The sequence below is a fragment of the Flavobacterium sp. GT3P67 genome, assembly GCF_004349155.1.
Classification (GTDB): Bacteria; Bacteroidota; Bacteroidia; order Flavobacteriales; family Flavobacteriaceae; genus Flavobacterium; species Flavobacterium ranwuense.
This window is the reverse complement of sequence record NZ_SMLF01000004.1, coordinates 142,187-165,145: the sequence shown is the minus strand read 5'-3', so window position 1 is coordinate 165,145 and position 22,959 is coordinate 142,187. Positions and strand designations below refer to the sequence as shown.

Annotated in this window: 22 protein-coding genes and 1 pseudogene; 1 reads left to right on the top strand and 22 read right to left on the bottom strand. The window is 33.8% G+C overall.

The genetic code is table 11. From position 1 onward, the window contains the following. Positions 1 to 11: 11 nt before the first annotated feature. From E0H99_RS08850 to E0H99_RS08830, 5 genes are all read right to left on the bottom strand, one after another. Positions 12 to 635, bottom strand: coding sequence for a hypothetical protein (locus tag E0H99_RS08850; protein ID WP_113634466.1), 624 nt, complete (start codon positions 633 to 635; stop codon positions 12 to 14). A 12-nt stretch (positions 636 to 647) separates the two neighbouring features. Further along, positions 648 to 1,331 (bottom strand): HupE/UreJ family protein, encoded by a 684-nt coding sequence (locus tag E0H99_RS08845; RefSeq protein ID WP_131993992.1) that lies wholly within the window; start codon positions 1,329 to 1,331, stop codon positions 648 to 650. A gap of 70 nt (positions 1,332 to 1,401) precedes the next feature. Further along, entirely contained in the window at positions 1,402 to 1,617 is a 216-nt protein-coding gene (locus E0H99_RS08840) for a hypothetical protein (protein ID WP_113634464.1), read from the bottom strand. Between the two features lie 43 nt (positions 1,618 to 1,660). Next, complete coding sequence (locus E0H99_RS08835) at positions 1,661 to 2,089, bottom strand: hypothetical protein (RefSeq protein ID WP_113634463.1); 429 nt, start codon at positions 2,087 to 2,089, stop codon at positions 1,661 to 1,663. Positions 2,090 to 2,341: 252 nt separating this feature from the next. Continuing rightward, positions 2,342 to 2,734: a hypothetical protein gene (locus E0H99_RS08830; protein ID WP_113634462.1), complete on the bottom strand. Its 393-nt coding sequence runs from the start codon at positions 2,732 to 2,734 to the stop codon at positions 2,342 to 2,344. Positions 2,735 to 3,103: 369 nt separating this feature from the next. Here E0H99_RS08830 and E0H99_RS08825 point away from each other — a divergent pair, with 369 nt between their 5' ends. Next, entirely contained in the window at positions 3,104 to 3,712 is a 609-nt protein-coding gene (locus E0H99_RS08825) for a c-type cytochrome (protein WP_131993989.1), read from the top strand. 247 nt (positions 3,713 to 3,959) lie between these two features. On the opposite strand, the gene E0H99_RS08815 is transcribed toward E0H99_RS08825, so the two are convergent. From E0H99_RS08815 to E0H99_RS08740, 17 genes and pseudogenes are all read right to left on the bottom strand, one after another. After that, positions 3,960 to 4,403: a universal stress protein gene (locus E0H99_RS08815; RefSeq protein WP_113634459.1), complete on the bottom strand. Its 444-nt coding sequence runs from the start codon at positions 4,401 to 4,403 to the stop codon at positions 3,960 to 3,962. Beyond that, positions 4,403 to 4,501, bottom strand: a pseudogene (locus E0H99_RS17425) (heavy metal-binding domain-containing protein); the annotation flags it as partial. The pseudogene E0H99_RS17425 and the gene E0H99_RS08815, both read right to left, overlap by 1 nt. 38 nt (positions 4,502 to 4,539) lie before the next feature. Continuing rightward, complete coding sequence (locus E0H99_RS08810; RefSeq protein WP_131993983.1) at positions 4,540 to 4,962, bottom strand: membrane or secreted protein; 423 nt, start codon at positions 4,960 to 4,962, stop codon at positions 4,540 to 4,542. 86 nt (positions 4,963 to 5,048) lie between these two features. Next, positions 5,049 to 5,396, bottom strand: coding sequence for a four-helix bundle copper-binding protein (locus E0H99_RS08805; RefSeq protein ID WP_131993980.1), 348 nt, complete (start codon positions 5,394 to 5,396; stop codon positions 5,049 to 5,051). Positions 5,397 to 5,602: 206 nt separating this feature from the next. Further along, positions 5,603 to 8,467: a multicopper oxidase domain-containing protein gene (locus tag E0H99_RS08800; protein WP_240723468.1), complete on the bottom strand. Its 2,865-nt coding sequence runs from the start codon at positions 8,465 to 8,467 to the stop codon at positions 5,603 to 5,605. A 39-nt stretch (positions 8,468 to 8,506) separates the two neighbouring features. Then, entirely contained in the window at positions 8,507 to 8,992 is a 486-nt protein-coding gene (locus E0H99_RS08795) for a DUF305 domain-containing protein (protein WP_240723467.1), read from the bottom strand. Positions 8,993 to 9,020: 28 nt separating this feature from the next. Beyond that, a complete protein-coding gene (locus tag E0H99_RS08790) occupies positions 9,021 to 9,890 on the bottom strand; it encodes a DUF2911 domain-containing protein (protein WP_131993974.1) in 870 nt (289 codons plus the stop codon). A gap of 41 nt (positions 9,891 to 9,931) precedes the next feature. Continuing rightward, positions 9,932 to 10,996, bottom strand: coding sequence for an SMP-30/gluconolactonase/LRE family protein (locus tag E0H99_RS08785; RefSeq protein WP_131993971.1), 1,065 nt, complete (start codon positions 10,994 to 10,996; stop codon positions 9,932 to 9,934). A gap of 11 nt (positions 10,997 to 11,007) precedes the next feature. Next, a complete protein-coding gene (locus tag E0H99_RS08780) occupies positions 11,008 to 12,252 on the bottom strand; it encodes a hypothetical protein (RefSeq protein ID WP_131993968.1) in 1,245 nt (414 codons plus the stop codon). A 34-nt stretch (positions 12,253 to 12,286) separates the two neighbouring features. After that, positions 12,287 to 14,824, bottom strand: coding sequence for a heavy metal translocating P-type ATPase (locus tag E0H99_RS08775; protein ID WP_131993965.1), 2,538 nt, complete (start codon positions 14,822 to 14,824; stop codon positions 12,287 to 12,289). After that, entirely contained in the window at positions 14,821 to 15,360 is a 540-nt protein-coding gene (locus tag E0H99_RS08770) for an AAA family ATPase (protein WP_131993962.1), read from the bottom strand. The genes E0H99_RS08775 and E0H99_RS08770 overlap by 4 nt, the downstream gene beginning before the upstream one ends. A 183-nt stretch (positions 15,361 to 15,543) precedes the next feature. Next, positions 15,544 to 16,758 (bottom strand): efflux RND transporter periplasmic adaptor subunit, encoded by a 1,215-nt coding sequence (locus tag E0H99_RS08765; protein ID WP_131993959.1) that lies wholly within the window; start codon positions 16,756 to 16,758, stop codon positions 15,544 to 15,546. Positions 16,759 to 16,760: 2 nt separating this feature from the next. Continuing rightward, complete coding sequence (locus tag E0H99_RS08760; RefSeq protein WP_131993956.1) at positions 16,761 to 18,008, bottom strand: efflux RND transporter periplasmic adaptor subunit; 1,248 nt, start codon at positions 18,006 to 18,008, stop codon at positions 16,761 to 16,763. 2 nt (positions 18,009 to 18,010) lie between these two features. Continuing rightward, positions 18,011 to 19,264: a TolC family protein gene (locus tag E0H99_RS08755; protein ID WP_131993953.1), complete on the bottom strand. Its 1,254-nt coding sequence runs from the start codon at positions 19,262 to 19,264 to the stop codon at positions 18,011 to 18,013. Next, positions 19,251 to 21,188 (bottom strand): efflux RND transporter permease subunit, encoded by a 1,938-nt coding sequence (locus E0H99_RS17545; protein ID WP_131993951.1) that lies wholly within the window; start codon positions 21,186 to 21,188, stop codon positions 19,251 to 19,253. The genes E0H99_RS08755 and E0H99_RS17545 overlap by 14 nt, the downstream gene beginning before the upstream one ends. After that, on the bottom strand, positions 21,185 to 22,483 hold the full coding sequence (locus tag E0H99_RS17540) for an efflux RND transporter permease subunit (protein ID WP_131993948.1): 1,299 nt from the start codon (positions 22,481 to 22,483) through the stop codon (positions 21,185 to 21,187). Before E0H99_RS17540 ends, E0H99_RS17545 begins: the two co-directional genes overlap by 4 nt. A 5-nt stretch (positions 22,484 to 22,488) precedes the next feature. Beyond that, positions 22,489 to 22,959, bottom strand: coding sequence for a heme-binding domain-containing protein (locus tag E0H99_RS08740; RefSeq protein WP_086452985.1), 471 nt, complete (start codon positions 22,957 to 22,959; stop codon positions 22,489 to 22,491).

The window sequence follows — 22,959 nt, the reverse complement described above, 5'->3', positions numbered from 1 at the left end:
TTAGTCAATAGTTACATTGAATATTGACCTTTTAATTTTAGAGTAACTGTAATATCTTTATTTTCATTATTCCTAAAAAACCATCCATGCTTTCCTTCAAAAGGAGCATAAAAAGTTCCTACCATATTATTGGAATAAGCAAGTGTGTAACTTTCAAAATAGACATCATTAACTGCCTTTGCCTGTTTTACTTCACCGTGAAAATCTAAATAAACGGTTCCATCATTAGTTTTCCATTCGTATTTCATTTTCCCGCCTTTTAGCATATAGGTTTTATATTCAATCCCTTTTCCTGCAGGAACAATTACTTCAACCGTATCTTCTCTTTCTGCGTATTGCTTTTCTGGAATAGGATTATCCGCCTCGACTGGTCTTTTTACTTCTGGTCCAGAACCTGCTTTTTCCATTTTTATTAGAGGAAATGTTTTCCCGGTTGTTGTTGCTAAGCCATCAGGAGCATCCTCTGGCACATAAAGCTTACTGAAACCGAACAATTTCCCTGTTCCTATTGGGTCGATTCCATATTCAGCGGGTAAAACGGCACTAACTAAAATGACTATCCCTAATACCAATGCAAATAAGACTGCTTTGATAATTTCTTTTTTTTCTACTATTTGATGATTTATTTCTGACATTGTTTAATTTTTTTAAGATGTAAAATAACCTGTTAATTGATACCCTAATAAGACAAATCCAGCAGCAATAAGCATGGTATTTGTGAATGTTGAAAATTTAATGAAACTCGGGTATCTGCGCCATATTGTAATAAGGATTAACACAAAAGTTAATGCTATAAACTGACCAATTTCGACCCCAATGTTGAATCCAAGCAGATTGGTAAACAATCCTTCTTTTTCAAATTTGAAATCTTGTAATTTGCTGGCTAACCCAAACCCGTGAAACAATCCGAAAATTAAAACGGCTGCTTTTGTATTGGGCTGTTTCCCGAAAAATCTTTTGAAACCACCTAAATTATCAAAACCTTTATACACTATTGATAGTGCAATGATGGCATCAATTAAATACGAATTAATTGATATATTACTCATAACGCCAAACAACAATGTTGCACTATGACCAATTGTAAAGAAACTTACATAAAGTAGCACTTCTTTTGGGCGATAAAGGAAAAAGATAACGCCAACTAAAAAAAGCAAATGATCGTAACCCGTAAGCATATGTTTTGCACCAATATAAAGAAATGGGCCAAAAGCAACGCCATCATTTCCTGACAAAAAAGTTTGTGTATTTTCATCGACACCATGAGCAAAAACACCTGTGATGCTTACAAAAAAAAGTAAAACAAGAAATATTATTTTTTTTGAATTCATAATTTTATTTTTCTTTTAAAACTACTTCTCTCCTGCAATTTTTTGAAGAGAAGCAGCCTGTTAAATTATATTAATGCGTGTGTCCATGAGCCGTATCAACTTTGTCTTGCTCCACTTTATTAATACTATCCGTACTTAATTGACCAGTAGTATCTGTGATAACTTGAACTTGCTCTGTTGTTTCAATAGTTTGAACTTCAGTGTTTTCAGTTTCGTTGTTTGCTTTTTTGTTACAAGAAACTAACATTCCGATTGCGATAGTAGCTACGATTAAAATTTTTTTCATAATTGTAATTTAAATTGGGTTTATAAAGAATAATAAAATTGAATTAATGTTGGTGTCCATGATTAATATCTTGTTCAGAAACTTGGCTATTTCTAAATTTAGAAGAGATTGTTTTTCCATTGACAAGTAATGTGATGGTACAATAAGCATATATGCTTGCTTTAGGAACTTGTACTAATAAAGAATTGTTGGTATCCAAAGAAACTGGATTCGTTGCTTTTGTTTTATTGAAAAATTCAAAAACAGCCGATCCAGTAATTTTTTTATTTGAAACCGTTTTTCCTTTTGCATCCAGCACGTAAAAACTAATATTGTTTTCTCTTTCGACCATTTCTATTTTGTAATCACCTGAATTTTGTATTATTCCACCGTGTGGTGTTTTGCCAGTATTAGTACTTACTTGTGCATTTGAAATTGTTGTGCCTGCAATGGTTAGCAGTATCGCAACTGCAATGGATTTAATTGTTTTCATTTTTGATGTTGTAGTGTTAAAAGTAATTGAGTATGTCTTCGACATTACTAAAAAGTCAATTTATAGCGTATGCGGCTAAAAAATGATTCTAGTTATTTAGCTACATTAACTCACTAAAAAACTTGTTTTTTAATACTGAATATTAGTGAAATTGATGCAAAGAAACATTCGCTATAAGTATATAGCAAAGTACTTTTTAATACTTAATTAGAAATATTCAGAATATCATTAATTAAGCATTGAAAAATTAATTTAACTCAATTTGGGTGGAAGCCAGATGCATGCAAAAACATCGGAAGTGTAAAATTCTGGAGAAAACGGAACATTACTATTTACGGAAATAGTATTTGGTTTGCGAAATGAAAACTCGGTTATGTTTTCAAAAGCAAGTACAGTATTAACAGATTGGTTAATAGTCTTAAAAGGTAAACTTTGATGATTGTCTTTTTCTTGATTAGAATGATGTTGACTATCATTGTAATGAATCGCTATAAAATCTAAAAAAGAAATCCCGTGCTTATCCTCATCTTGATCGTGATGTTCTGTAAAGTGCTCTACTAAGTTGGGTAGTTTCAATAATTGCCCTATTTCTGTGTTGGCACACAAAAAGATGAAAAGGAATAATATGGCAATTGTTTTTTTCAAGATTGTAAAAGTACGGTATTTATTTAATAAAAATTAGTATGTGGTTTTATTCACATACTATTTTCTGTAATGTCTTTTTACTTTTATAAACATAGATAAAATATTAGGTAAGCAAGACGATATGCACGGAATGAAAAGATGATAAAACTCGTAATGGTTTTATGAAATGAATCATTCCTTCGGCATGATATATATTATTTATTTGTGCAAATAAAAATTTAAAAAATTCCAAGTTACATGCTTAAATAAACCGTAAATTTATATTAAATTACTGAATAATAGTGATTTATAATCAATTTAAACATTTTTTAGTGATCGAAATTATTGAGTATTTGTATTTGGTTTAACTTAAAAACTAAAACAACAACTATGAAAAAACCAAAACAATATGGTGTGTTTTTCAGTCAAACTCTGCGTAAACTCTTCCGAACTATCAAAATCGAATTAGTAATCATTACCGCATTAATGTATACACAGTTGATACTTACTTCTTGCAGGAATTCTGAAAAAAAACAGAAACAAGTTAAACAGAACCACCCTCAACAAAAAGAAGAAGAAAATCACAACCATGAACATAGCGAACATTCACAATTAATGAATGAAACTCGCGAATGGTTAAAACAGGAATTGGGCGAAAAATATAATCAGCCCGTATCTCTCGGTACAGAGGAACAACTTGCACAAGGCAAAGATATATTCACAAAATATTGTGCTACTTGTCACGGTAGTAGCGGTAAAGGCGATGGTCCAGGAGCAACGACATTACAACCAAAACCAGCCGATTTTACTGATCCTGAACATTCGTCATTTTATTCAAATCAAGGACGAATATACCTCATAAAAAAAGGAATGAAGGGAACTGCAATGGCAGCATGGGAAAACGTTTTGAGCGAAGAAGAAATCCTTTCGGTCTATGCATATGTAAATTCTCTGAAAAATTCAGGCGAAATGATGGAACACCAGGGGCAAAATCATTAGGAAAATGAATGAAAAAAAACATAAATAATTCAAATGATAATAACCGAAGTACTTTTAAAAGAAATGGAGAATATTTCAAATTCAGAAAAGTAATTGCAAACATATATTTATATCGTCATTATGTATAAAGCAATGGTAAAAATTCTTAAAACAGTATGGATATACACTATGGCATTATTACTATGGAGCTTTTCAGCTAAGAGTCAACAAAGATACCAAACAAGGAACGGAAGTATTGTTAAGTTTTTTATTTACGTACAATCTCCACAGAACATTTTGCATGTAATGCCACCGCTTGCGAAACCGAGCCAAGCAGAAAGCCTTCTATAACCCCATGACCATGAGAACCAACGATAATCAAATCAGCACCAAATGTTTCAGCTTCTTTGAGTATTGCACTTTTTGGAGAACCTTCAATAACCACTGTAGTTACAATTAAAGCCGGATTTTTATCACGCAAAATTTTCGCTGCATTTTCCGTAATTTTCTTTGCAGATTTAAAGGCGTTTTGGTCAACTTCAGCATAATACTCATGTGAAACTCCCATTGGTTCAAGAGTATTTATTAGCGACATTCTTTCATAAACAGAAACAATACATACTTTAGTGTTTACTGGAAATAGTCTGTTTGCAACTTCGTCTACAGCTGCTTTACTATAACTTGAACCATCGGTTGCTAGTAGAATTTTCATTCTTTTTTCTCCACTAAATTCATTCCACATTTGGGACATTTTCCGGGTTTATCCGAAGTAACTTCTGGGTGCATTGGGCAGGTGTACGTTTTTTGAGTTTCCATTTTTTTATATTTTAATGTTGTTTGTATTTGTATTATTTGGACATATCCATATTTTTATCCATTCCAGTCATTTTGTGTGATTGCATTTTTTTATCTTTCATCATATCCATCATTTTAGGATTATCCATCATCGATTTACACATTTCAGACATCATCGTAGTATCTGTTTTAGATGCTTCCATCATTTCGGTCATCATTCCTTTCCTCATATCTGGATTATCCTTAATCATTTTCATCATGTTTTCGTGATTTGTCATCATCATTTTTCCTTTACTACTGTTCATCATCGCTTGCATCATATCTTTAGACATATCGCTATTGTTTGCAATAGTATCCATAATTGCCTTTTTTGTATCTGAATTTGAAAGAATTTGATTCACATCAGTTTTGGATTGACACGATGTAAACAAACCAATCGATACAATAATTAATGTGATTTTTTGTAATGTTTTCATAGTTTATAATTTTGATGGTTTAAAATCTCTTAAATAATTCCTCTAAACGAAACTTTATTTAAGAGATTTAAATACTCCCATTTTACTCATGATACTGCACTTAACTTACTCATATTACTGCACTCAACAGCACATTTGCGACAGGCTTCCGCACAATTTTTGCAATGCTCCATGTGTGCATGTTTTTCACATTCTTCGGCGCAAGCTGTACAAATTTCGGCGCATAATTTGCATATTTTTTCCGTAAATTCACTCCCGCTTGCCATAGCCTGCATTGCGAATAAACAAATAGCTGCACAATCATGATCTAGTTTTATGCAACGCGCTAACATTTTTACGTCTTGCTCATTCAAGCATTCACTTTCGCAATGTGAACATTCTACTGCACATTCTGAACACGCATCGATACAATCTTTAAATTTTTGATGACTCATCTTTTTTAAATTTAAATTGCGAATTAATTTTCGCAGTTTAAAGGTAGCTTTTTAACTTGAAAAAGTATTGTGAAATTCTAATAAAAATTATATAATTCACACATTATCAGGAATGTATTTTGATTTTATAAAAAATGTAATTGCAAAAAAAGGACACTTGTCTTTTAGAACAAGCATCCTTTATACAAATTTAAAATTTGAGTTTTTTAATAATTCAAAGTAGCGCCAAAACCAATTCCCATATCACTATCATAGTGGGTTGTAAATCCAAAGTTTCTTTTGACAATGTATTTTAAACCTGCCATATATTCTTTGTCAGTATTCCACATTAAACTCATTCGTAGTCTTTTAGAAACTGGGATATCTTTTCGTTCAAACTGTAAACGTACATTTCCATCGGTGAATACTTCGGCTTGTGCCACTATAAGCATTGGTAAAGTATAATTAACCCCTGCACTAAAAACAGCTCTTTTGTCTTTGGAATTGGATTGCCCAAATAGATTTCTTTCTTGCACGTCTATTCCCCCTTTTCTAGATCTCCAATCAAAACCTATAAAAGGCATCATCCATTGCATTTTGTCGATGTATCGCCCTATATGGGTTTCTGTTTCATAACCGTGGTGTTCTTTGTAACCTAAACGCCATTCTGTTCCTATGCTCCAACGTGTACTTTGATACATTGCTTCTCCATCGTTTCCGTTTGTGGCAAAATCATTTTCTACCATAAAGTGAAATGCTCTATCGTCAGCGAACAATTTGCGTTGCGCCAATTTAGGGTTTGGGATTAATGGATTTGTAGGGGAGTTTTCATAACTAAAAATCCTGCCCATTCCGCTCATCATGTGATATAAAATATGACAATGAAAAAACCAATCGCCGCTTTCGGTGGCTGCAAATTCGAGCGTATCGGTTTCCATTGGCATGATGTCAATGATGTTTTTCATTGGAGCGTAATCTTCTTGTCCGTTGATTACCCTAAAATCATGTCCGTGCAAGTGCATTGGATGGCGCATCATTGAATTGTTGTGAAGTATCATGCGTACGATTTCTCCTTTTTTAATTAAGATTTTATCACTTTCTGAAACTACTTTGTTATCCAGACTCCATACATAACGATTCATATTTCCGGTAAGTTCAAACTTTAATTCTTTTACTGGTGCATCTTTAGGAAGGGTTGTCTTGATTGGAGATTTCAACATAGCATAGTTCAAGGTCACGATATCAGATAGTGCATTGGAATCATATTGATCCATGCCTTGCATTTTATGGTCTCCCATATTCATACCCTCTTTTTTCTCATTGCCCATATCCTTATCTTTCATTTCCTCTTTATTCATATCCATTTTACCTCCCTCCATATTCATACCCGGCATTTTATCATCGCCTTTTTTCTTTAGCTCGCCAGTTATTTCCGGATACATGACTACGTTCATGTCCATTTGGTTAAGCGACATTTGCATTCCCATATCGTCTAGATCTCCGTTCATTTTCATCATGCCGTTCATCATCTTCATTCCTTCAAAATATTTTAACTTGGGTAGAGGAGAGGCTAATTGTTTGATACCGTCGCCTAAATATAATGAAGCGGATTTTGTGCGATCTTCGGATGTAACTAAAAATTCATACGCCGTCTTATCGGCAGGAATAGTAACGATAACATCGTAGGTCTCGGAAACGGCGATAATTAACCGATCTACTTCAACGGGTTCTACATCGTTACCATCGCTTGCTACAACTGTTATTTTACCGCCCGCATACGTTAGCCAAAAATAAGTGGAGGCACCGCCGTTTGCAATTCGTAATCGGACTTTATCGCCTGCTTTAAATTGTGAAAGTTGGCTTTCACTTTTTCCGTTTATTAAGAATTTATCGTAGTACACATCGCTCACATCCATAGCGTTCATTCGCTTCCATTCGTTACTAAGTTTGGTTTTAAAATATCCGCTTCTTATCGCTTCTGCATAACTTTGGGTTGTTCCTTTTTTAATAGCAAACCAATCCGAAGCATTATGCAACATTCGATGTACATTATTGGGATTCAGATCAGTCCACTCACTCAAAACTATAGGCACGGTGGGAATATCAAGCTCTTCTCTTTTATTCATAGTAAAAGAACCGTACATTCCTATTTGTTCCTGCAAGCCTGTATGGCTATGATACCAATGCGTACCGTGTTGAATAATTGGAAATTTATACAAATGTGTAGTATGCGGTTTGATTGGCATTTGTGTAAGGTTTGGCACACCATCTTCTTTGTTTGGTAAAAACAAGCCGTGCCAATGGAGAGAAGTTTCTTCGTTTAGTTCATTATGAACATAAATTTCAGCGGTATCGCCTTCTGTAAATGTGAGTGTCGGCATTGGTATTTGCCCATTTACTGCAATGGCTCTTTTAGGTTTACCCGTGAAATTTACGATGGTGTCTCGCACATATAAATCGTATCGAACTGTTCTTGGCGGTGTGTTGTTTATAATTGTCTTTATGGGCTCTAGGTTTGCTTTTGGCATATCCATATTACCCATATTATGATTTTGATGTGCATCAGTAGTCTCGGTTTTCATATTATCCATGTTGTCCTTCTTTTTAGAAGTCTTTTCCATGGGCATTTGTATTTCATCCTGCTTTTTTACTACCGATTTCTTAACTGTTTTCGGTTTTTCCTTTACCAAAGTCATCCCGCATTTAGGGCATTTCCCTGGCTTGTCAGCGTGAATTTCGGGATGCATTGGGCAGGTGTATGTTACGGATGCCACCGTATTATTATCCGTTTTCATACTGTCCATGTCGTCCTTCTTTTTAGAAGTCTTTTTCATGGGCATTTGCATTTCATCATGCTTCTTCACCACCGTTTTTTTAACCGTTTTCGCTTTTTCCTTTATTAACGTCATTCCGCATTTAGGGCATTTTCCCGGTTTGTCAGCGTGAATTTCGGGGTGCATTGGGCAGGTGTACGTTGTGTGCTGCACTTTTTGCGCCTTTTCTTTTTTTGACATATCCATACCTTTTATATCCTGTGCCAGGGCAAAGGAACAAATAGACATAATGAATATTAATACTATAATTTTTTTCATTTTTTTTAGTTTAAAATTGATTTACTAATTCACATGGAGTTATTTGTCTAATTCTTTGAGCTTTGCTTTCATCTGGTCAATCTCCGCTTGCTGGCTGGTAATAATATTTTTAATTAATTCCTTTATTTCAGGGTCGGTTACCGATGTTTCTTTTCCCATTAATATTGCTGCCGCATGGTGTGGTATCATTGATTTTAAAAATTCTTTATCTCCAACTGCCGTCTGTTGCCTAATGCCTGTAAAAAATAGAATCAAACCAATAAAACCAATAACAACCAGTGAAATATTTAATTTCTTATTTCCGTACATGCTACCCATTACTAGAAGTTCAATTATGAGCATCGGCATGGTCATCAGTCCAGCCATGTAAAATTGGTTTATATTGGGTATTACATTGGCAAAAACATCTACCATTGAATACATTAGTATGTACATAGCTATAAATGATACCACTATCATAATCGCTAATTTCTTGTACATAGTCAAACTTAATTCTTTTGAATGTTCTTCTGTTGTGTGTTTCATTTCCATAATTTTTTGATTTAAAATTAATTTATTTTTTCAATAGTAACTCCAACTCTAAAATTTGTTTTTTGAGTGATTCTACACTTTTCATTTTTTTTAATTCTGCTACTGATAAAGCTTTTTTGCCTGCTTCAATTGCACTTGGATAGTCTTTTAGTTCCGTTGCAATTTTTTGTCTCAAATTAGGATAGTAAAAATTTTGCGGATCTAATTTCTCGGCTTCAATTAGCCAAGCTATTGCTTGTTTGGAATCTCTGTTTGTACTGTAATAATAGTTTGCCGCTTGAAATAATAAATTAGCATCAAGGGCTTTTTCTTTAATGATATTTTTATCTATTACTGCTAAAATATTTTCATCTGCTTTACTTTTTAATGGAATTTTCACCATCGAATTTCCCCATATTATTTTTAGGAATCCCTCTCCTTTGCTGTTAATATCATTTATTTCGATTGTAAATGTTTCATAAAAACTGGGTATGCTTTCCACTGGAACTGTAAAACGAAAAACATCTTTTTTGGCATCATACCCAGTTTCACCGTGTAATGTAGTATCTGTATTTACAATTATTGTCCACTCCTTTTTAGAAGGTATTGTGAATATTGAGTAACTACCCATTTTTAAAGTAGTATTTCCAAATACAATATCTTCGTTGGTGGTTATTGAAGTACAATCACTAGCGCCAGTGCGCCAGAGTTTTTCAAAAGGCACTAATTCACCAAATATTTTTCTGCCTCTCGCTAGTGGTCTGCTGTAAGAAACTTTGATTATTGTACTACCCAATTCTTGTTCAAATGATGCGGATGGACTAGCAGAAGTTAGTTTTATTTGAGCTTTTTCTTGTGCCGAAATTACTATGGCTTGTAAAATAAAGAAGTGTATTAGAATTATTTTTTTCATGTTTTTTAATTTTAAATTGTTTTTTTTATTATCTTAATTTTCTATTCCATTCCGCCAGTTTCGAACCAATAACTTATTCCGTTCGGTTTTTTGCCTACTGCAATTGTATTAATTACTTTTTGAGTTGCCACCTCTATTACTGAAACAGTATTGTCACCACTATTGGTTACATAAACTGTTTTTCCGTCTTTGCTAATCACTACACCATGCGCTTTATTACCTACGGTTATAGTTTTAATAACTTTGTTACTGGTTATGTCAATTACAAAAACTTTATTTGAAACAGGTCTACCCATTGTTTCCCCTTGATCGGCTACATATAACAATTTGCTGTCTGGCGTGGCATATAATTGAATTGGACCTTGCGCATCATTTGGCAATTTTATTCTTGTTATTTGAGCATTTTTAATATCATATTTTATTACTTCTTTAGTATCATACAAACTCGCAAAAATAAATTTTTCATCTTGTGTAGTTGCAACTTGCACAGCCACTCCTCCCAGTGGAATGTCTGTTATTTTGCCATCTGCAATAGTAACGATCGTCAAACTTTTTGCATCCATATTTGCAACATAAAGTTTTCCGTTTTGATGTCTAAAACCGTGTGGTAAATAACCTTTTCCTAATTCAAATTTTTCAGTTATTTTATATGTTTTGACATCAACCTGAAATATCTGATTTGTTTCATTTGCAGTTGCATAAGCATATTCGGATTTATTATCTAAAACTACATGAGCCAGATGTAAATCCTTACCAAGTTCAATACGCTTTTTTATTGAATTAGTGTTTGGATCGATTACTATCAATTGGTTTGTTGCTGTACTATCCATAGGTATTGCCGTCACCCAAACGGATTTCCCATCAGGTGCAACTTGTACGTTATGTGCCATAAACATCATTCCTGAAGAGTCACTAATTGATATTTCTGTGTTTTTTGTACTGTCCTGAAGGTTTATAACAGAAATGCTACCTCCATCTTCATTGGCTACGTATACTTTTGCTAATTGCATTAGTTTTTTAGGATTATTGCAGCTGCCTATTATTAAGCCAGTCACTACTAATACTACGATAATCTGAAATTTTTTGAGTACTACAAGATTTTTCATTTTTTTATTATTTAAGTTGATTTAGCAATTTTTTCCATTATTGAATAGTCTGAGCCAAATTTGCAAATCGCGTCACATTGACTTCGCAATTCTGAAAACAGAATGTATTTGATATTCATTTTTGAATTTTTTATGACTGGTCTATTTAGCTGAAGAATCACATCTTTTTCGCGACTGTCCGGAATGATGATATAGAATACCTCTTCGCCATTGGAAATACTAAAATACAAGTCGGAAAGTCTTAAAATTCCAGAATAAATACTGGTGCTTTTTTCTACTTCAAATGCTCCAATGATATTGTTTGTTCCTTTTTGAAACCAAAGCACATCAATGAGTTTAATCGTGTTTTGGGTATCTTTATCTGTTGGCAATTCAGGAAATTTACTAATTGATATAAACGAAAAAATTTGACCATTGAAAGATTTACTCTTATCATTACTGGCTGGCATAACATCATAACCTAATGAAACTCCAATTTTAAGCAAATGGTACTGCATTTCGTTATGAAGATTTTCTGCCAATTTTTCTTCCTGAATTTCTTTTTGTCGTTTTAAAATATTCTTTTCAAACCGAGTACGTTCGTCTTCGCTTAAATATTCATCATTACCAATTAGCATTTTTTGGGTTCCAATTTCAAAACACAATCCCGCAATCGCTCCTAAATCATTTGATAATTCAGATTTATGTTTGCTGTTGGTTTCTATTAATGTCTCTCTGATTTTTAAATATTCTGTCCAACTTCCTAACTTCTTTTTGTCTTTGAATAAAAAATTAAATCCGTTAAGAATTGCCGTATTGAACGGTGGAAACCAAGTAGGATGTAAAAAATATAAAATACTGGCCACTGCTGGACCTAAACCTTTTATTTTTAATTCATCTAATTTTACAATCTCTTTTACAACTTGTTCCTCGGTTTTTGCGTTTATACAGTTTTCGAGAAATTGCCCAAAAGCGATTTTATTATTTTGATTTTCGTAAATATCTGGAATTCTTAATTTTGGTTTCCAATAAAAAGGATGTGCAACTCCAACAAATATTTGTTTTTGTTCTGCAATACAACTCAACACAAATTCTAAACTACTCCCTTTAAAATCATTTGGAAAAGCCTTGTTTTTGATATCGTCAATGACTTGTAAAATTCCTCTACGAATGGTTCGAAACGCTTTTAGCCTTTGGTCGTTATCGACAAACCAAGTATTGAAAACACTTTCGGTATCGGTTTTGTATTGTTGAATGATTTGAATAAGGTTATTCATTTTAATTCATTATATAAATTTCTATTCTTATTTTCTAAAGTTTCAAACTTCTTAATCTTAACGCATTTACAATTACCGATACTGAACTAAAACTCATTGCCAAAGCTGCTATCATGGGAGAAAGTAAAATCCCGAAAAATGGATATAAAACTCCGGCTGCAATTGGCACACCTAAAACATTGTAGAAAAAGGCAAAAAACAAATTTTGTTTAATGTTACTCATTACTGCGTGGCTCAATTTTTTGGCTTTCACAATACCTTGTAAATCGCCTTTTACTAAAGTTATTTTAGCACTTTCTATCGCCACGTCAGTTCCGGTTCCCATGGCAATTCCGATATCTGACTGCGCTAATGCAGGGGCATCGTTGATGCCGTCTCCTGCCATCGCGACAATTTTTCCGAGGGATTGGAGGCGTTTTATTTCATTTAGTTTGTCTTCGGGGAGGGCTCCTGCGATGAATGAACTAAGGCCGAGTTCGGCGGCAACGGCTTTTGCGGTGTTTTCATTGTCGCCCGTTATCATTATTACTTCAACACCCTGACGCATCAGTTCTTTTATTGCTTCTTTGCTTGTTTCTTTTATCTTGTCTGCAATGGCAACAAAACCAATTACAATTCTATCTACAGCAATATAGGAGACGGTTTTTCCTAGTTTTTGTTCGGCTACAATTTTATTTTCCAATTCATCAGAAACTTTGGCGTTTACTTGCTCCATTAGTTTTTTATTCCCCAGAGCCACTTTCTTAGTGGTTACCGTACCAATAACCCCTTTACCAGCAATAGCTTCAAAATCGTTGACTTCGATTAATGAAATGTTTTTAGCTTTCGCAAAATTGACTACGGCTTGCGCCAATGGGTGTTCGCTATACTGATTTAAGGAAGCGATGTTTTGTAATAGCCCATTTTCGTCATTTTGTAAGGAGAACACTTTTTCGACAGAAGGTTTCCCCTCTGTAATGGTACCCGTCTTATCGGTTATCAAAACATTTACCTTGTTCATATTCTCTAATGCTTCTGCGTTTTTTATCAAAACACCTGATAGTGCTCCTTTACCTACGCCGACCATTACCGACATTGGCGTAGCTAATCCTAATGCACAAGGACAGGCAATAATCAATACTGCAATGGCATTGATAAAACCATAGACCAGGGCAGGTTCTGGTCCAAATTTTGCCCAAACAAAAAAGGTTATGGCAGAAATAACGACTACAATTGGGACAAAATATTTAGCAATGCTATCCGCGAGTTTTTGGATTGGCGCTTTTGAACGACTGGCATCATTTACCATCTTCACAATTTGCGAAAGCAAGGTTTCCGAACCTACTTTCTCGGCAATCATAACGAATGATTTGTTTCCGTTGATAGTTCCCGCTATAACTGAATCATCTCTCTTTTTATCAACAGGAATAGGCTCTCCTGAAATCATAGATTCATCAATAGTACTTTCTCCATCAGTAATTTTTCCATCAACAGGAATTTTGTCTCCTGGTTTTACACGTAATAAATCTCCTTTTTTGATGTCGTGAATCGAGATTACTTTGTCACCTCCTTCGATAACCAAAGTCGCTTCGGTGGGTGCTAATTTCAATAATTCTTTTATGGCACCGCTAGTTTGACTATGTGCTCTTGCTTCTAATAGTTGTCCTAACAAAACCAAGGTTAATATTACGGTTGTAGCTTCAAAATAAAGTAAAACTGTACCGCTTTCGGTTTTAAATTCATTTGGAAAAATATCAGGAAAAAACATGCCAACCAAACTAAACAAGAAAGCTACTCCAGTACCAATTCCTATCAGCGTAAACATGTTGAGATTCCAGGTAACAATTGACTTCCAGGCGCGAACAAAGAACATCCAACACGCATAAAAAACCACGTGAAGCGTCAAAATCAATTGTACCCAATTCCAGTATGAAATGCCCATTATCTTTTCTAACGGATTATTTGACATCATTTCTATAGTAGCTATTGCGAAAACAGGAATTGTAAAGGCTGTTGCTACTTTCATTTTCTTAAGCAAATCATTGTAAACCTTTTTGTCTTCACTATCTGTAGGTTCCATTGGTACTAAATCCATTCCGCAAATAGGGCAGGAGCCAGGTTCTTCTTTGATTACCTCCGGGTGCATCGGACAGGTGTATAATTTTTTGACCGCACTTAATTCATGAACTTTTTCTAAATTCATTCCGCATACTGGACAACTCCCGGGCTTATCGTAAACCTTGTCTCCTTCACAATGCATCGGACAATAGTATTTGCCTTGATCATTACTTAGTGAAGGTATTGTATCCATGTTATCACTAGTTTTAGTACTGCAACACGATTTTGTTATTGGCTCATTGACAGTTTTGTGAGTTGTATCGTTAGCGCTACTCATTTCTATAGTGTACTTTCCAACGGTTGTTAATGCCTCTTGAAATTGATTCAGTGGAATGTGTTTTTCCATTGTTATTGTTGCAATTGGAGGATCCAAAGTAACCGTTGCTTGAATTCCATCGATGGCATTCAATGTTTTTTCCACTTTAGAACGACAGCTATCGCAAGTCATTCCGGTAATTTTATAGGTATGTATCATATGTTTTTTAAAATAAAATTTACTCTTTCATTTGGTGTTAATAATGGAACAAAAATGACTGGAAAACTTAATGTATTGTAAACCTCAATAATTAATCTATGAATGGTTTTTTGTGCTTCTTCGTCTTCTGTTCTTGCATAGTCTTTTGTAAATGGTAATCGGTCTAAAATAAAAATCTTTTTATAAGATACCTTCTTAATGGCACTAAGTAATTTTTCGTCAAAATCAAGATTTAAAAATTGATAGTAAGCCATTGCATCAGGAATAGCCCTGTCAAGAAAAACAGTTTCAATCGGTGATAATTCTGCTTCTTGTTCAATTTGCATATCTAACACCGCTAATTGAAATTTTCTTTTGTTTTCTCTTATTTCTTCTAGACTTTTACCTTCTTTCCTCATACTATCAATATAATGCCTAGCGTGCCCAATACTTGTTTTATAGCCCCTTTTAGATAATATATCAATTACTGTTGTTTTACCTGTACTGGGTCCACCTGTAATAACATACCAATTGGTATCTACTTTTTGATTATCCATTTTCATAACTTTTAAAATTGAAAGTAGAATATGCTTTATTCGTACTCGTTTCAATTCGCTATTTATTTGTTATCGTTCCAAGTTTTGTCAATGATTTTTGCAAAGCACGCAGATAACATTTTTTTATTATAGAACACCTGCCGTCCCAGTAATAGTATGAGTGTGTGTCATAATTTTTTATTTTTACATTTTCATTCCTTCCATCGGGTCACTTCCTTTTCTGAATTTATATTCACTATTTATGGCATATGCTCCGGTAATAACCACTTTTTTAGAGCTATCTATTTCAGATTTGATTTCAATCATCCCATTTATTTCTATTCCAGTTTCTACCATAAGATTTTCGAATACTCCTGTTCTTTTTTCAATCCATATATAAGAAGCATTTTCTTCCCTGATAACAGCATCAGTAGGTATGAATACTCCTTTTATATTGGATTGTGTCAATCTTGCAATTGCCTGCATTCCGGGTTTCAACAGCAAGTTTTGATTGGGCACCTCCATTCGAATTAAAAGCAGTCTGGTATCTGGATTTATTTCAGGATTGATAAATGAAATTTTTGCAATTATAGTTTTATCAGGATAATCAGTAAATGAAACTTTGGCGTTTTGTCCAAGGTGCATGCTTTTTGCATAATTTATATTCACCTGTGTTTCGAGCCAAAGACTTTTTAAATCTGCCAATTTAATTATACCAGCACCCTCCATTGCATAACTGCCTTCTGTTGCTATTATCTCCGAGATAGTTCCACTGCTATTACTATAGAAAATAGTGTACGGAGAAATTTCTTTACTCGATTTTATAGTTTCAATTTGGGCATTGGATAAACCAAAGAATAATAGTTTTTGTTTGGCAGCAATGAGCATCGTACGTGCATTTTTTCCAAAATCACCTGGCATGGTAAGTTGTTTGTATGCTGTGAAGTAATCTTGTTTGGCTATGGCAATATCTTCACTATACAATTGATATACTGGTTCGTTTTTAGCAACATAATCACCAACCGTTTTGAAGTATAACTTTTCAATTCGCCCCATTGCTCTAGCAGAAATGGTGTTAATTTTTTCTTGATTAATTGTTAAAACCCCTGTATAATTTTGCTCTAAACTGCTTTGAGTTGTTGCAACAGTTTGCGTGGTGATGTTCCCCAATTGTAGCTGTTGTTTACTCAAGCTTATCTCATTTGCAGCTGTGTCATCACTTTTTATTGGAGTTAACTCCATATGACAAATGGGACATTTTCCGGGCTTATCTTCCTTTACTTGAGGATCCATAGAACAAGTGTAAAAAATAGTTTCTTTGTTTTTATGTTTGCTATGGTCTTCTTTGTTTTTAGTATTGCAAGCTATAAATACTGCAAATAGTATTGATAGAATGCCTATTATTTTTATCGTTTTCATAATTACTCGGTTTTAATAAAGCTTTCGCTATCAATTAAATATTGTGCATTTTTAGCAAGGGTATCTTCAACGGAAATTCCACTGATAATTTGAATAAAATCATCTATTTCAATTCCTGCTTTTATTGCAGTTGCTTTAAAGCCATTATTCTTTTTTATAAAAACTATTTTCTTGTTGCCAATACTCACTAATGCTTGTTTTTGCAACCAAACCCCTTGTATTGAATTTGTTTTCACAATTCCTTGTAATCGCAGACCTATGGAGAATTTTAGTTTATTGTTGTTTAGGTATACCCTAATTCTATTGGATTTATCTGCTGGATTAAATTGAGTTTCAATAAAATTTATTTGTGCATCAATGAATTCATTTTTGTCTAATTCTGTAGCAATTTTGATAGTTTGATTGGTTTTGATTAGACTATTGTACCCTTGACTAACATTAAAGATACCCCATACTTTATCTGTATTTACTAATTTAAAAACTACTTCTCCCTTTTTTATATAGTTACCTTCTTTTATATTTAATATTTCGGTATTGTTACTTGCACTTTGCATCGTCGAATTGCTTGTATTATCCATTTTTTCTGTTCCTTGAATAATTCCAGAAGCTGGACTGTAAATTGAAACTTGAGGATTTACTTTTTTGGAAGAAGACAATGAATTTATCTGATTTTTAGTCATTCCATAAAGCAATAATTTTTGCTTTGAGGCTTTAATAATTGATGTATTATCGGAATCATTGGAAACTAAATAAATAAAATTTTGCTGTTCTGTCAATAACTCAGGGCTGTATAAATCAAATAATTTCTGTCCTTTAGCTACTTTTTGGTACTTATAATTTACATACATTTTTTCTATTCTTCCACTTATTCGAGCAGCAATATTTACTGATGAATTTGGATCGTAAGCCACGATACCGGGCAAATTTATCTCACTGCTTAATGTAGTGTCTTTGGCTGTTGTAGTTTGATAATTCCCGACGATAAAATTATCAGTAGGTTTCAAAAGATTGTCAATAGAATTATCTTCCTCAGCTTGGCTTTCTGTTATTTTTTTTACTAAAGTCATTCCGCAAATAGGACAATTGCCAGGTTTGTCGCTAATAATTTGGGGATGCATAGAACAGGTGTATACTTCTTTTTGATGTGAATTCTCCGAGTGATTATCTGATTTTATAGCAAAGAAATAGACAGCAAGTCCTATACTAGAAATTATGATTAAAACCAAACTATATTTTAAATATCTATTCATAATTATTTGATTTCTAGTTGTTTTTCAATTTCTACTTGTGTACTTAAAATATTTTGCAATTTATCCAGAGCATCAATTCGTGCCATATTTAATGCTTCCCAAGCATCCAATACTACAAATAGATCTCCCGTATTATTCTGCCAAGCCAATATTGCAGTATCATAGTTTCGTTTTAAGGCAGGAATGATATTTTTTTCAGCAATATCATATTGTTTTTTTAGGTTTATCAATTCTGTATTCATACCCGAAATCATTCCTGCTGCTTCATTCAAAATCATTTGCTTTTGCCAGTTGAGACCTTCATTCTTGATTTTAAAACTGTTGATATTGGCTTTATTCATTTTTGTTGACCAAGGCATGGGAATAGTAATCATTCCCATTAAAGAGAATTGTTTTGGCTGTTCTCCAAATGCAAACATATGGTCATATTTGACACCAAATTCTGGTAATAATTTTGCTTTTTCGGTTTCAATTTTTAATTGATTTAATACCATTGTTTTTTCAATAGCTTTAACATCACTTCGGTTTTGGGAAAGTGAGGTTGTATCTGCTTTTATGGCATCAAAATCATTTAATTTATAGGTTTCATCTATTTCAAACAAAGTGTTTTTATCTCTAGCCATCAAGGTATTTAGCAGAATTCGCTTCTGGGAAATATCGTTTTGTAACATTACAATCATACTTTGTAATGCACCGTATTGCGATTTTGCTTTGTAGTAGGTTGGCAATTTATCCATATTATACTGATAGCGTATTTCCATACTTTTTATCATATAGTCTAAGAGCAATAAATTATCATCCGCAATTTTTATTTTTTTATTTAATACCAGCCATTGGTAATAATTCGTTTTTGCCAGTGCCTTTAATTGATTAATCGTATAACCTTTATTTTCTTTTTCAACAGATGACATTGCATTCATGTAATTGAAATCAGACTTAAGTTTTCTAGCATTCGGTATCATTTGTGTAACACCAACCATGTAAGATCCCATACCTGGTCCCATTTCATCGGCTTTCCATAATTTACTATTGTAAGGTGTCATAAAAAAACCCGTTTCCACTTGTGGTGCCATCCAACTTTTGGCGCCTTTTGCAGCAGCATCCATACTTTGAATATCAGCATCATACATTTTTATTTGTGGATTATTTGTTTTGATATTTGTCAAAACAGCATCCAACGAAAGTGTTTGCGCCACCATATTAGCAGTACTTAAAATCAAACAGCTTATTGCGATATAATAGTTATTCTTTAACATCTATAAGTTCTATTTTGCCTTTTGTTTTTAATTCTCGAAGTTTCACCATCTCAAAAACTATAGGGGTTACTAATAATACATAAATTGTTGAGGTAATTGTACCCCCAATGAGCGGAACCGTAATTGGCAGCATCACATCGGCACCCGTTCCTGTTGCCCAAAGAATAGGGATTAATCCAAATAACGAAACGGAAACGGTCATCAATTTTGGTCTCAACCTTTTGGCGGAACCGTCAATAATGTACTGTTTCAAAATTGCTTCTGTAATTGTTGCTGCACTGTTCCCGTGTTTTTCTACCATTTTATTCATTGCTTCATTCAAATAAATAGTCATTAACATAGCGGTTTCGATTGCCATACCAAATAGAGCTATAAAACCAACTGCAACGGCTACGGATAAATTTATTCCATAAAAATAGACCATAAAAATCCCTCCAATCAATGCAAACGGTACGGTTATCATTGTAATCAGTGCTTCTTTCATAGAATGATAGGTGAAGTACAGAATAAGGAAAATAATGATAACAACTATAGGTAAAATCATGCTTAATGTTTTATTGGCTCTGATTTGGTTTTCCCACTGTCCGCTCCACTCCACATAATAGCCTTTTGGCATTTTAGTGATCATTGCATTCAATTTTTTTTGCGCTTCTTTTACCGTACTTCCTAGATCACGCTCTCGTACATTAAACAGTACACTGCCTCGAAGCATTGCATTTTCGCTATTTATCATTGGAGGACCATCGCTTATTTTTACATCGGCTACGGTTTCTAATGGAATAGGACCAAACTCCATTGTTTGCACTTGGAGTTTTTTTAACGCCTCAATACTATTTCTGTATTCTTGAGCATATCTTGCATTTACAGAAAATCGTTGTCTTCCCTCAATGGTTGTGGTTAGTTTCATTCCACCAATAGACGCTTCTACCACATTGTTTATATCATCTATTGTAAGTCCGTATCTGCCTATGGCCTCTCTTTTTGCTTCGATATCGATGTACTTTCCGCCAGTAATCGGTTCCGCATATAAATCTTTTACGCCAGAAGTACCTTCAAGGGCTTTTTTTATTTTTTGAGATAAAACATTGATAGTGTCTAAACTTGCTCCGTAAATCTTTATTCCTACATCGGTTCTAATACCAGTAGAAAGCATGTTAATCCTATTAATGATGGGCTGTGTAAAACCATTCGTAACTCCTGGAATTTGAAGTTTATTATTTATTTCATTAACAATATCGGCTTTCGTTTTGTCTTCTCTCCATTCGTTTTGGGGTTTTAGTAAAACAATCGTTTCAATCATGCTTATTGGACTATTGTCGGTTGCTGTATTAGCGCGTCCGGCTTTTCCTAAAACATGAACCACTTCGGGTATCGATTTTATCAATTTGTCTTGCACTTGTAGAATTCTTTTCACCTCAGAATTGGATACGTCTGGCAATGTTACAGGCATAAAAAGCACGGAACCTTCGTCTAAAGGGGGCATAAATTCTGTGCCTAAACGGGTAAACATTAAAACACCAATCAGGAGCGCAATTATATTAATACCTAATACTGTTTTCCTCCATTTTAAACAAAAAATTAGAATAGGAGTATAGATGCTTTCCAGTTTTTTGTTAATTGGATTTTTGTTTTCTGGACGAAGTTTGCCTTTGAGCAGAAAACTAATTAGAACTGGAGTAAGGGTAATGGCTAAAAAAGCATCTACTATAAGTATAAACGATTTTGTCCAAGCCAATGGGCTGAATAATTTACCTTCCATACCCGTGAGAAGAAATACAGGTAAAAAGGACGCGATCACAATGAGTGTTGAATAAAAGACACCTGGACCAACTAATTTTGAAGACTTTTCTATAAGCTGTAACTTTTCTTCAGAAGATAAGGGGTCATTTTCTTTTTTGAATATATTTTTTATTTTATCTTTCATTTTATTTCCGAATTATTTTGATTACTCTCCATCTCTTCCTGTTTCTCCGAAATTGTCCTATACGCATTTTCCACCATTACAATTCCGTCATCGACGACAACACCTATAGCTAATGCAATACCCGTTAATGACATGATATTAGATGATATTCCAAATGCTTCGAGCAAAATAAAGCCAATAGCCACAGAGATAGGTAATTGTATTAAGATAATTAAAGCACTTCTCCAATGAAAAAGAAAAAGTAGTATAACAATTGAAACAACAATCATTTCTTCTATTAAAGTTCCTTTAACCGATGCGATTGCTTTTTCTATCAATTCACTTCTGTCATAAGACGTTTTAAAAGTAACGCCTTCAGGCAATCCTTTTTCAACTTCTTTCATTTTTTCTTTTACAGCTTTTATAACTTTATCTGCATTTTCACCATAACGCATGACTACAATTCCTCCTACAACTTCACCTGTTCCATTTTCGTCAAAAATTCCCAAGCGTAAATCTCCACCCATTTGTATGGAACCAATGTCTTTTACTTTTACTGGAACGGAATTATAATTTTTAATAGCAATGTCTTCTACATCTTTTATGTTTTTTATGTACCCTAAACCTCTTACTATGTAAGACATATTACTCATCTCAAATTTTCGACCACCAACATCATTGTTATTTGCTTTGACTGCATTCATCACTTCCATCATACTCACATTGTAGTACTGCATTTTCAGGGGATCTAACACTAATTGGTACTGTTTTTCAAAACCCCCAAATGATGCCACTTCAGCCACCCCGGGAACAGTTTGTAATGCAAATTTCACGTACCAATCTTGTAAAGCTCTTTGTTCTCCCAAGTCCATACCGTTAGCCTCTAAATGATACCAAAAAACATGGCCAACTCCAGTTCCATCTGGTCCTAATGTGGGCACTACATTTTGAGGCAATAATCGTTGGGCATAATTCAACCGTTCCAACACTCGAGTTCTTGCCCAATACACATCTACATTATCTTCAAAGATGATATATACGAAACTCATCCCAAACATAGATGCACCTCGAATATTTTTAACTTTTGGTATTCCTTGCAGGTTTGAAACCAAAGGGTACGTTATTTGAGCTTCTATAACCTGCGGACTTCTTCCCATCCATTCTGTAAATACAATAACTTGATTCTCGGACAAATCCGGAATGGCATCTATAGGATTTTGTTGCACGCTATAAATACCCCAAGCTAATAAGCAAGCTGAGACGAGAAGAACAACAAATCTATTTTTTAGTGAAAATGATATTAATTTTTCTACCATAATGTTTAGTTTTCTAATGAAAGACTATCTTTTGTTTTATTTATCCAATTGATTACCTCCTCTTTTTGAGCAGGTGTTACTATTGCATTTTTATGAAGTAGCGTGTAGGACGCTAAGGGCATTTCATCAGATTTTATTTGTTTGATTATAGCTTCTAATTTGTTTTCTTGTTTTCGCTTGGAGTACTTTCCAAACTCATTAAAGTTCAAATCCTTCTTACCATCTTTAATGTGTTCCTCCATAAAAAACCGTGCTGGCTGAATGTAAGAATATAATGGATAATTAGTATTGTTACTGTGACAATCGTAGCAAGATGTCCGTAAAATAGTTTCAACATTTTTAGGAACATCGTACATTTTTGTGAAATTTGCAGTTAATTCCTGCTCATAACTTTCATTACGAGCAGGTTGATATAACTGCATCAACAAAAAAATAACAAACCCGATTATGAGTATTTTCTTGATGATTTTTTTCAT

Excerpts from the sequence above, each read along its gene's own strand:
- E0H99_RS08850 (WP_113634466.1), bottom strand. The coding sequence starts at position 635 with ATGTCAGAAATAAATCATCAAATAGTAGAAAAAAAAGAAATTATCAAA.
- E0H99_RS08845 (WP_131993992.1), bottom strand. The coding sequence starts at position 1,331 with ATGAATTCAAAAAAAATAATATTTCTTGTTTTACTTTTTTTTGTAAGC.
- E0H99_RS08840 (WP_113634464.1), bottom strand. The coding sequence starts at position 1,617 with ATGAAAAAAATTTTAATCGTAGCTACTATCGCAATCGGAATGTTAGTT.
- E0H99_RS08835 (WP_113634463.1), bottom strand. The coding sequence starts at position 2,089 with ATGAAAACAATTAAATCCATTGCAGTTGCGATACTGCTAACCATTGCA.
- E0H99_RS08825 (WP_131993989.1), top strand. The coding sequence starts at position 3,104 with ATGAAAAAACCAAAACAATATGGTGTGTTTTTCAGTCAAACTCTGCGT.
- E0H99_RS08815 (WP_113634459.1), bottom strand. The coding sequence starts at position 4,403 with ATGAAAATTCTACTAGCAACCGATGGTTCAAGTTATAGTAAAGCAGCT.
- E0H99_RS08810 (WP_131993983.1), bottom strand. The coding sequence starts at position 4,962 with ATGAAAACATTACAAAAAATCACATTAATTATTGTATCGATTGGTTTG.
- E0H99_RS08805 (WP_131993980.1), bottom strand. The coding sequence starts at position 5,396 with ATGAGTCATCAAAAATTTAAAGATTGTATCGATGCGTGTTCAGAATGT.
- E0H99_RS08800 (WP_240723468.1), bottom strand. The coding sequence starts at position 8,467 with ATGAAAAAAATTATAGTATTAATATTCATTATGTCTATTTGTTCCTTT.
- E0H99_RS08795 (WP_240723467.1), bottom strand. The coding sequence starts at position 8,992 with ATGAAACACACAACAGAAGAACATTCAAAAGAATTAAGTTTGACTATG.
- E0H99_RS08790 (WP_131993974.1), bottom strand. The coding sequence starts at position 9,890 with ATGAAAAAAATAATTCTAATACACTTCTTTATTTTACAAGCCATAGTA.
- E0H99_RS08785 (WP_131993971.1), bottom strand. The coding sequence starts at position 10,996 with ATGAAAAATCTTGTAGTACTCAAAAAATTTCAGATTATCGTAGTATTA.
- E0H99_RS08780 (WP_131993968.1), bottom strand. The coding sequence starts at position 12,252 with ATGAATAACCTTATTCAAATCATTCAACAATACAAAACCGATACCGAA.
- E0H99_RS08775 (WP_131993965.1), bottom strand. The coding sequence starts at position 14,824 with ATGATACATACCTATAAAATTACCGGAATGACTTGCGATAGCTGTCGT.
- E0H99_RS08770 (WP_131993962.1), bottom strand. The coding sequence starts at position 15,360 with ATGGATAATCAAAAAGTAGATACCAATTGGTATGTTATTACAGGTGGA.
- E0H99_RS08765 (WP_131993959.1), bottom strand. The coding sequence starts at position 16,758 with ATGAAAACGATAAAAATAATAGGCATTCTATCAATACTATTTGCAGTA.
- E0H99_RS08760 (WP_131993956.1), bottom strand. The coding sequence starts at position 18,008 with ATGAATAGATATTTAAAATATAGTTTGGTTTTAATCATAATTTCTAGT.
- E0H99_RS08755 (WP_131993953.1), bottom strand. The coding sequence starts at position 19,264 with ATGTTAAAGAATAACTATTATATCGCAATAAGCTGTTTGATTTTAAGT.
- E0H99_RS17545 (WP_131993951.1), bottom strand. The coding sequence starts at position 21,188 with ATGAAAGATAAAATAAAAAATATATTCAAAAAAGAAAATGACCCCTTA.
- E0H99_RS17540 (WP_131993948.1), bottom strand. The coding sequence starts at position 22,483 with ATGGTAGAAAAATTAATATCATTTTCACTAAAAAATAGATTTGTTGTT.
- E0H99_RS08740 (WP_086452985.1), bottom strand. The coding sequence starts at position 22,959 with ATGAAAAAAATCATCAAGAAAATACTCATAATCGGGTTTGTTATTTTT.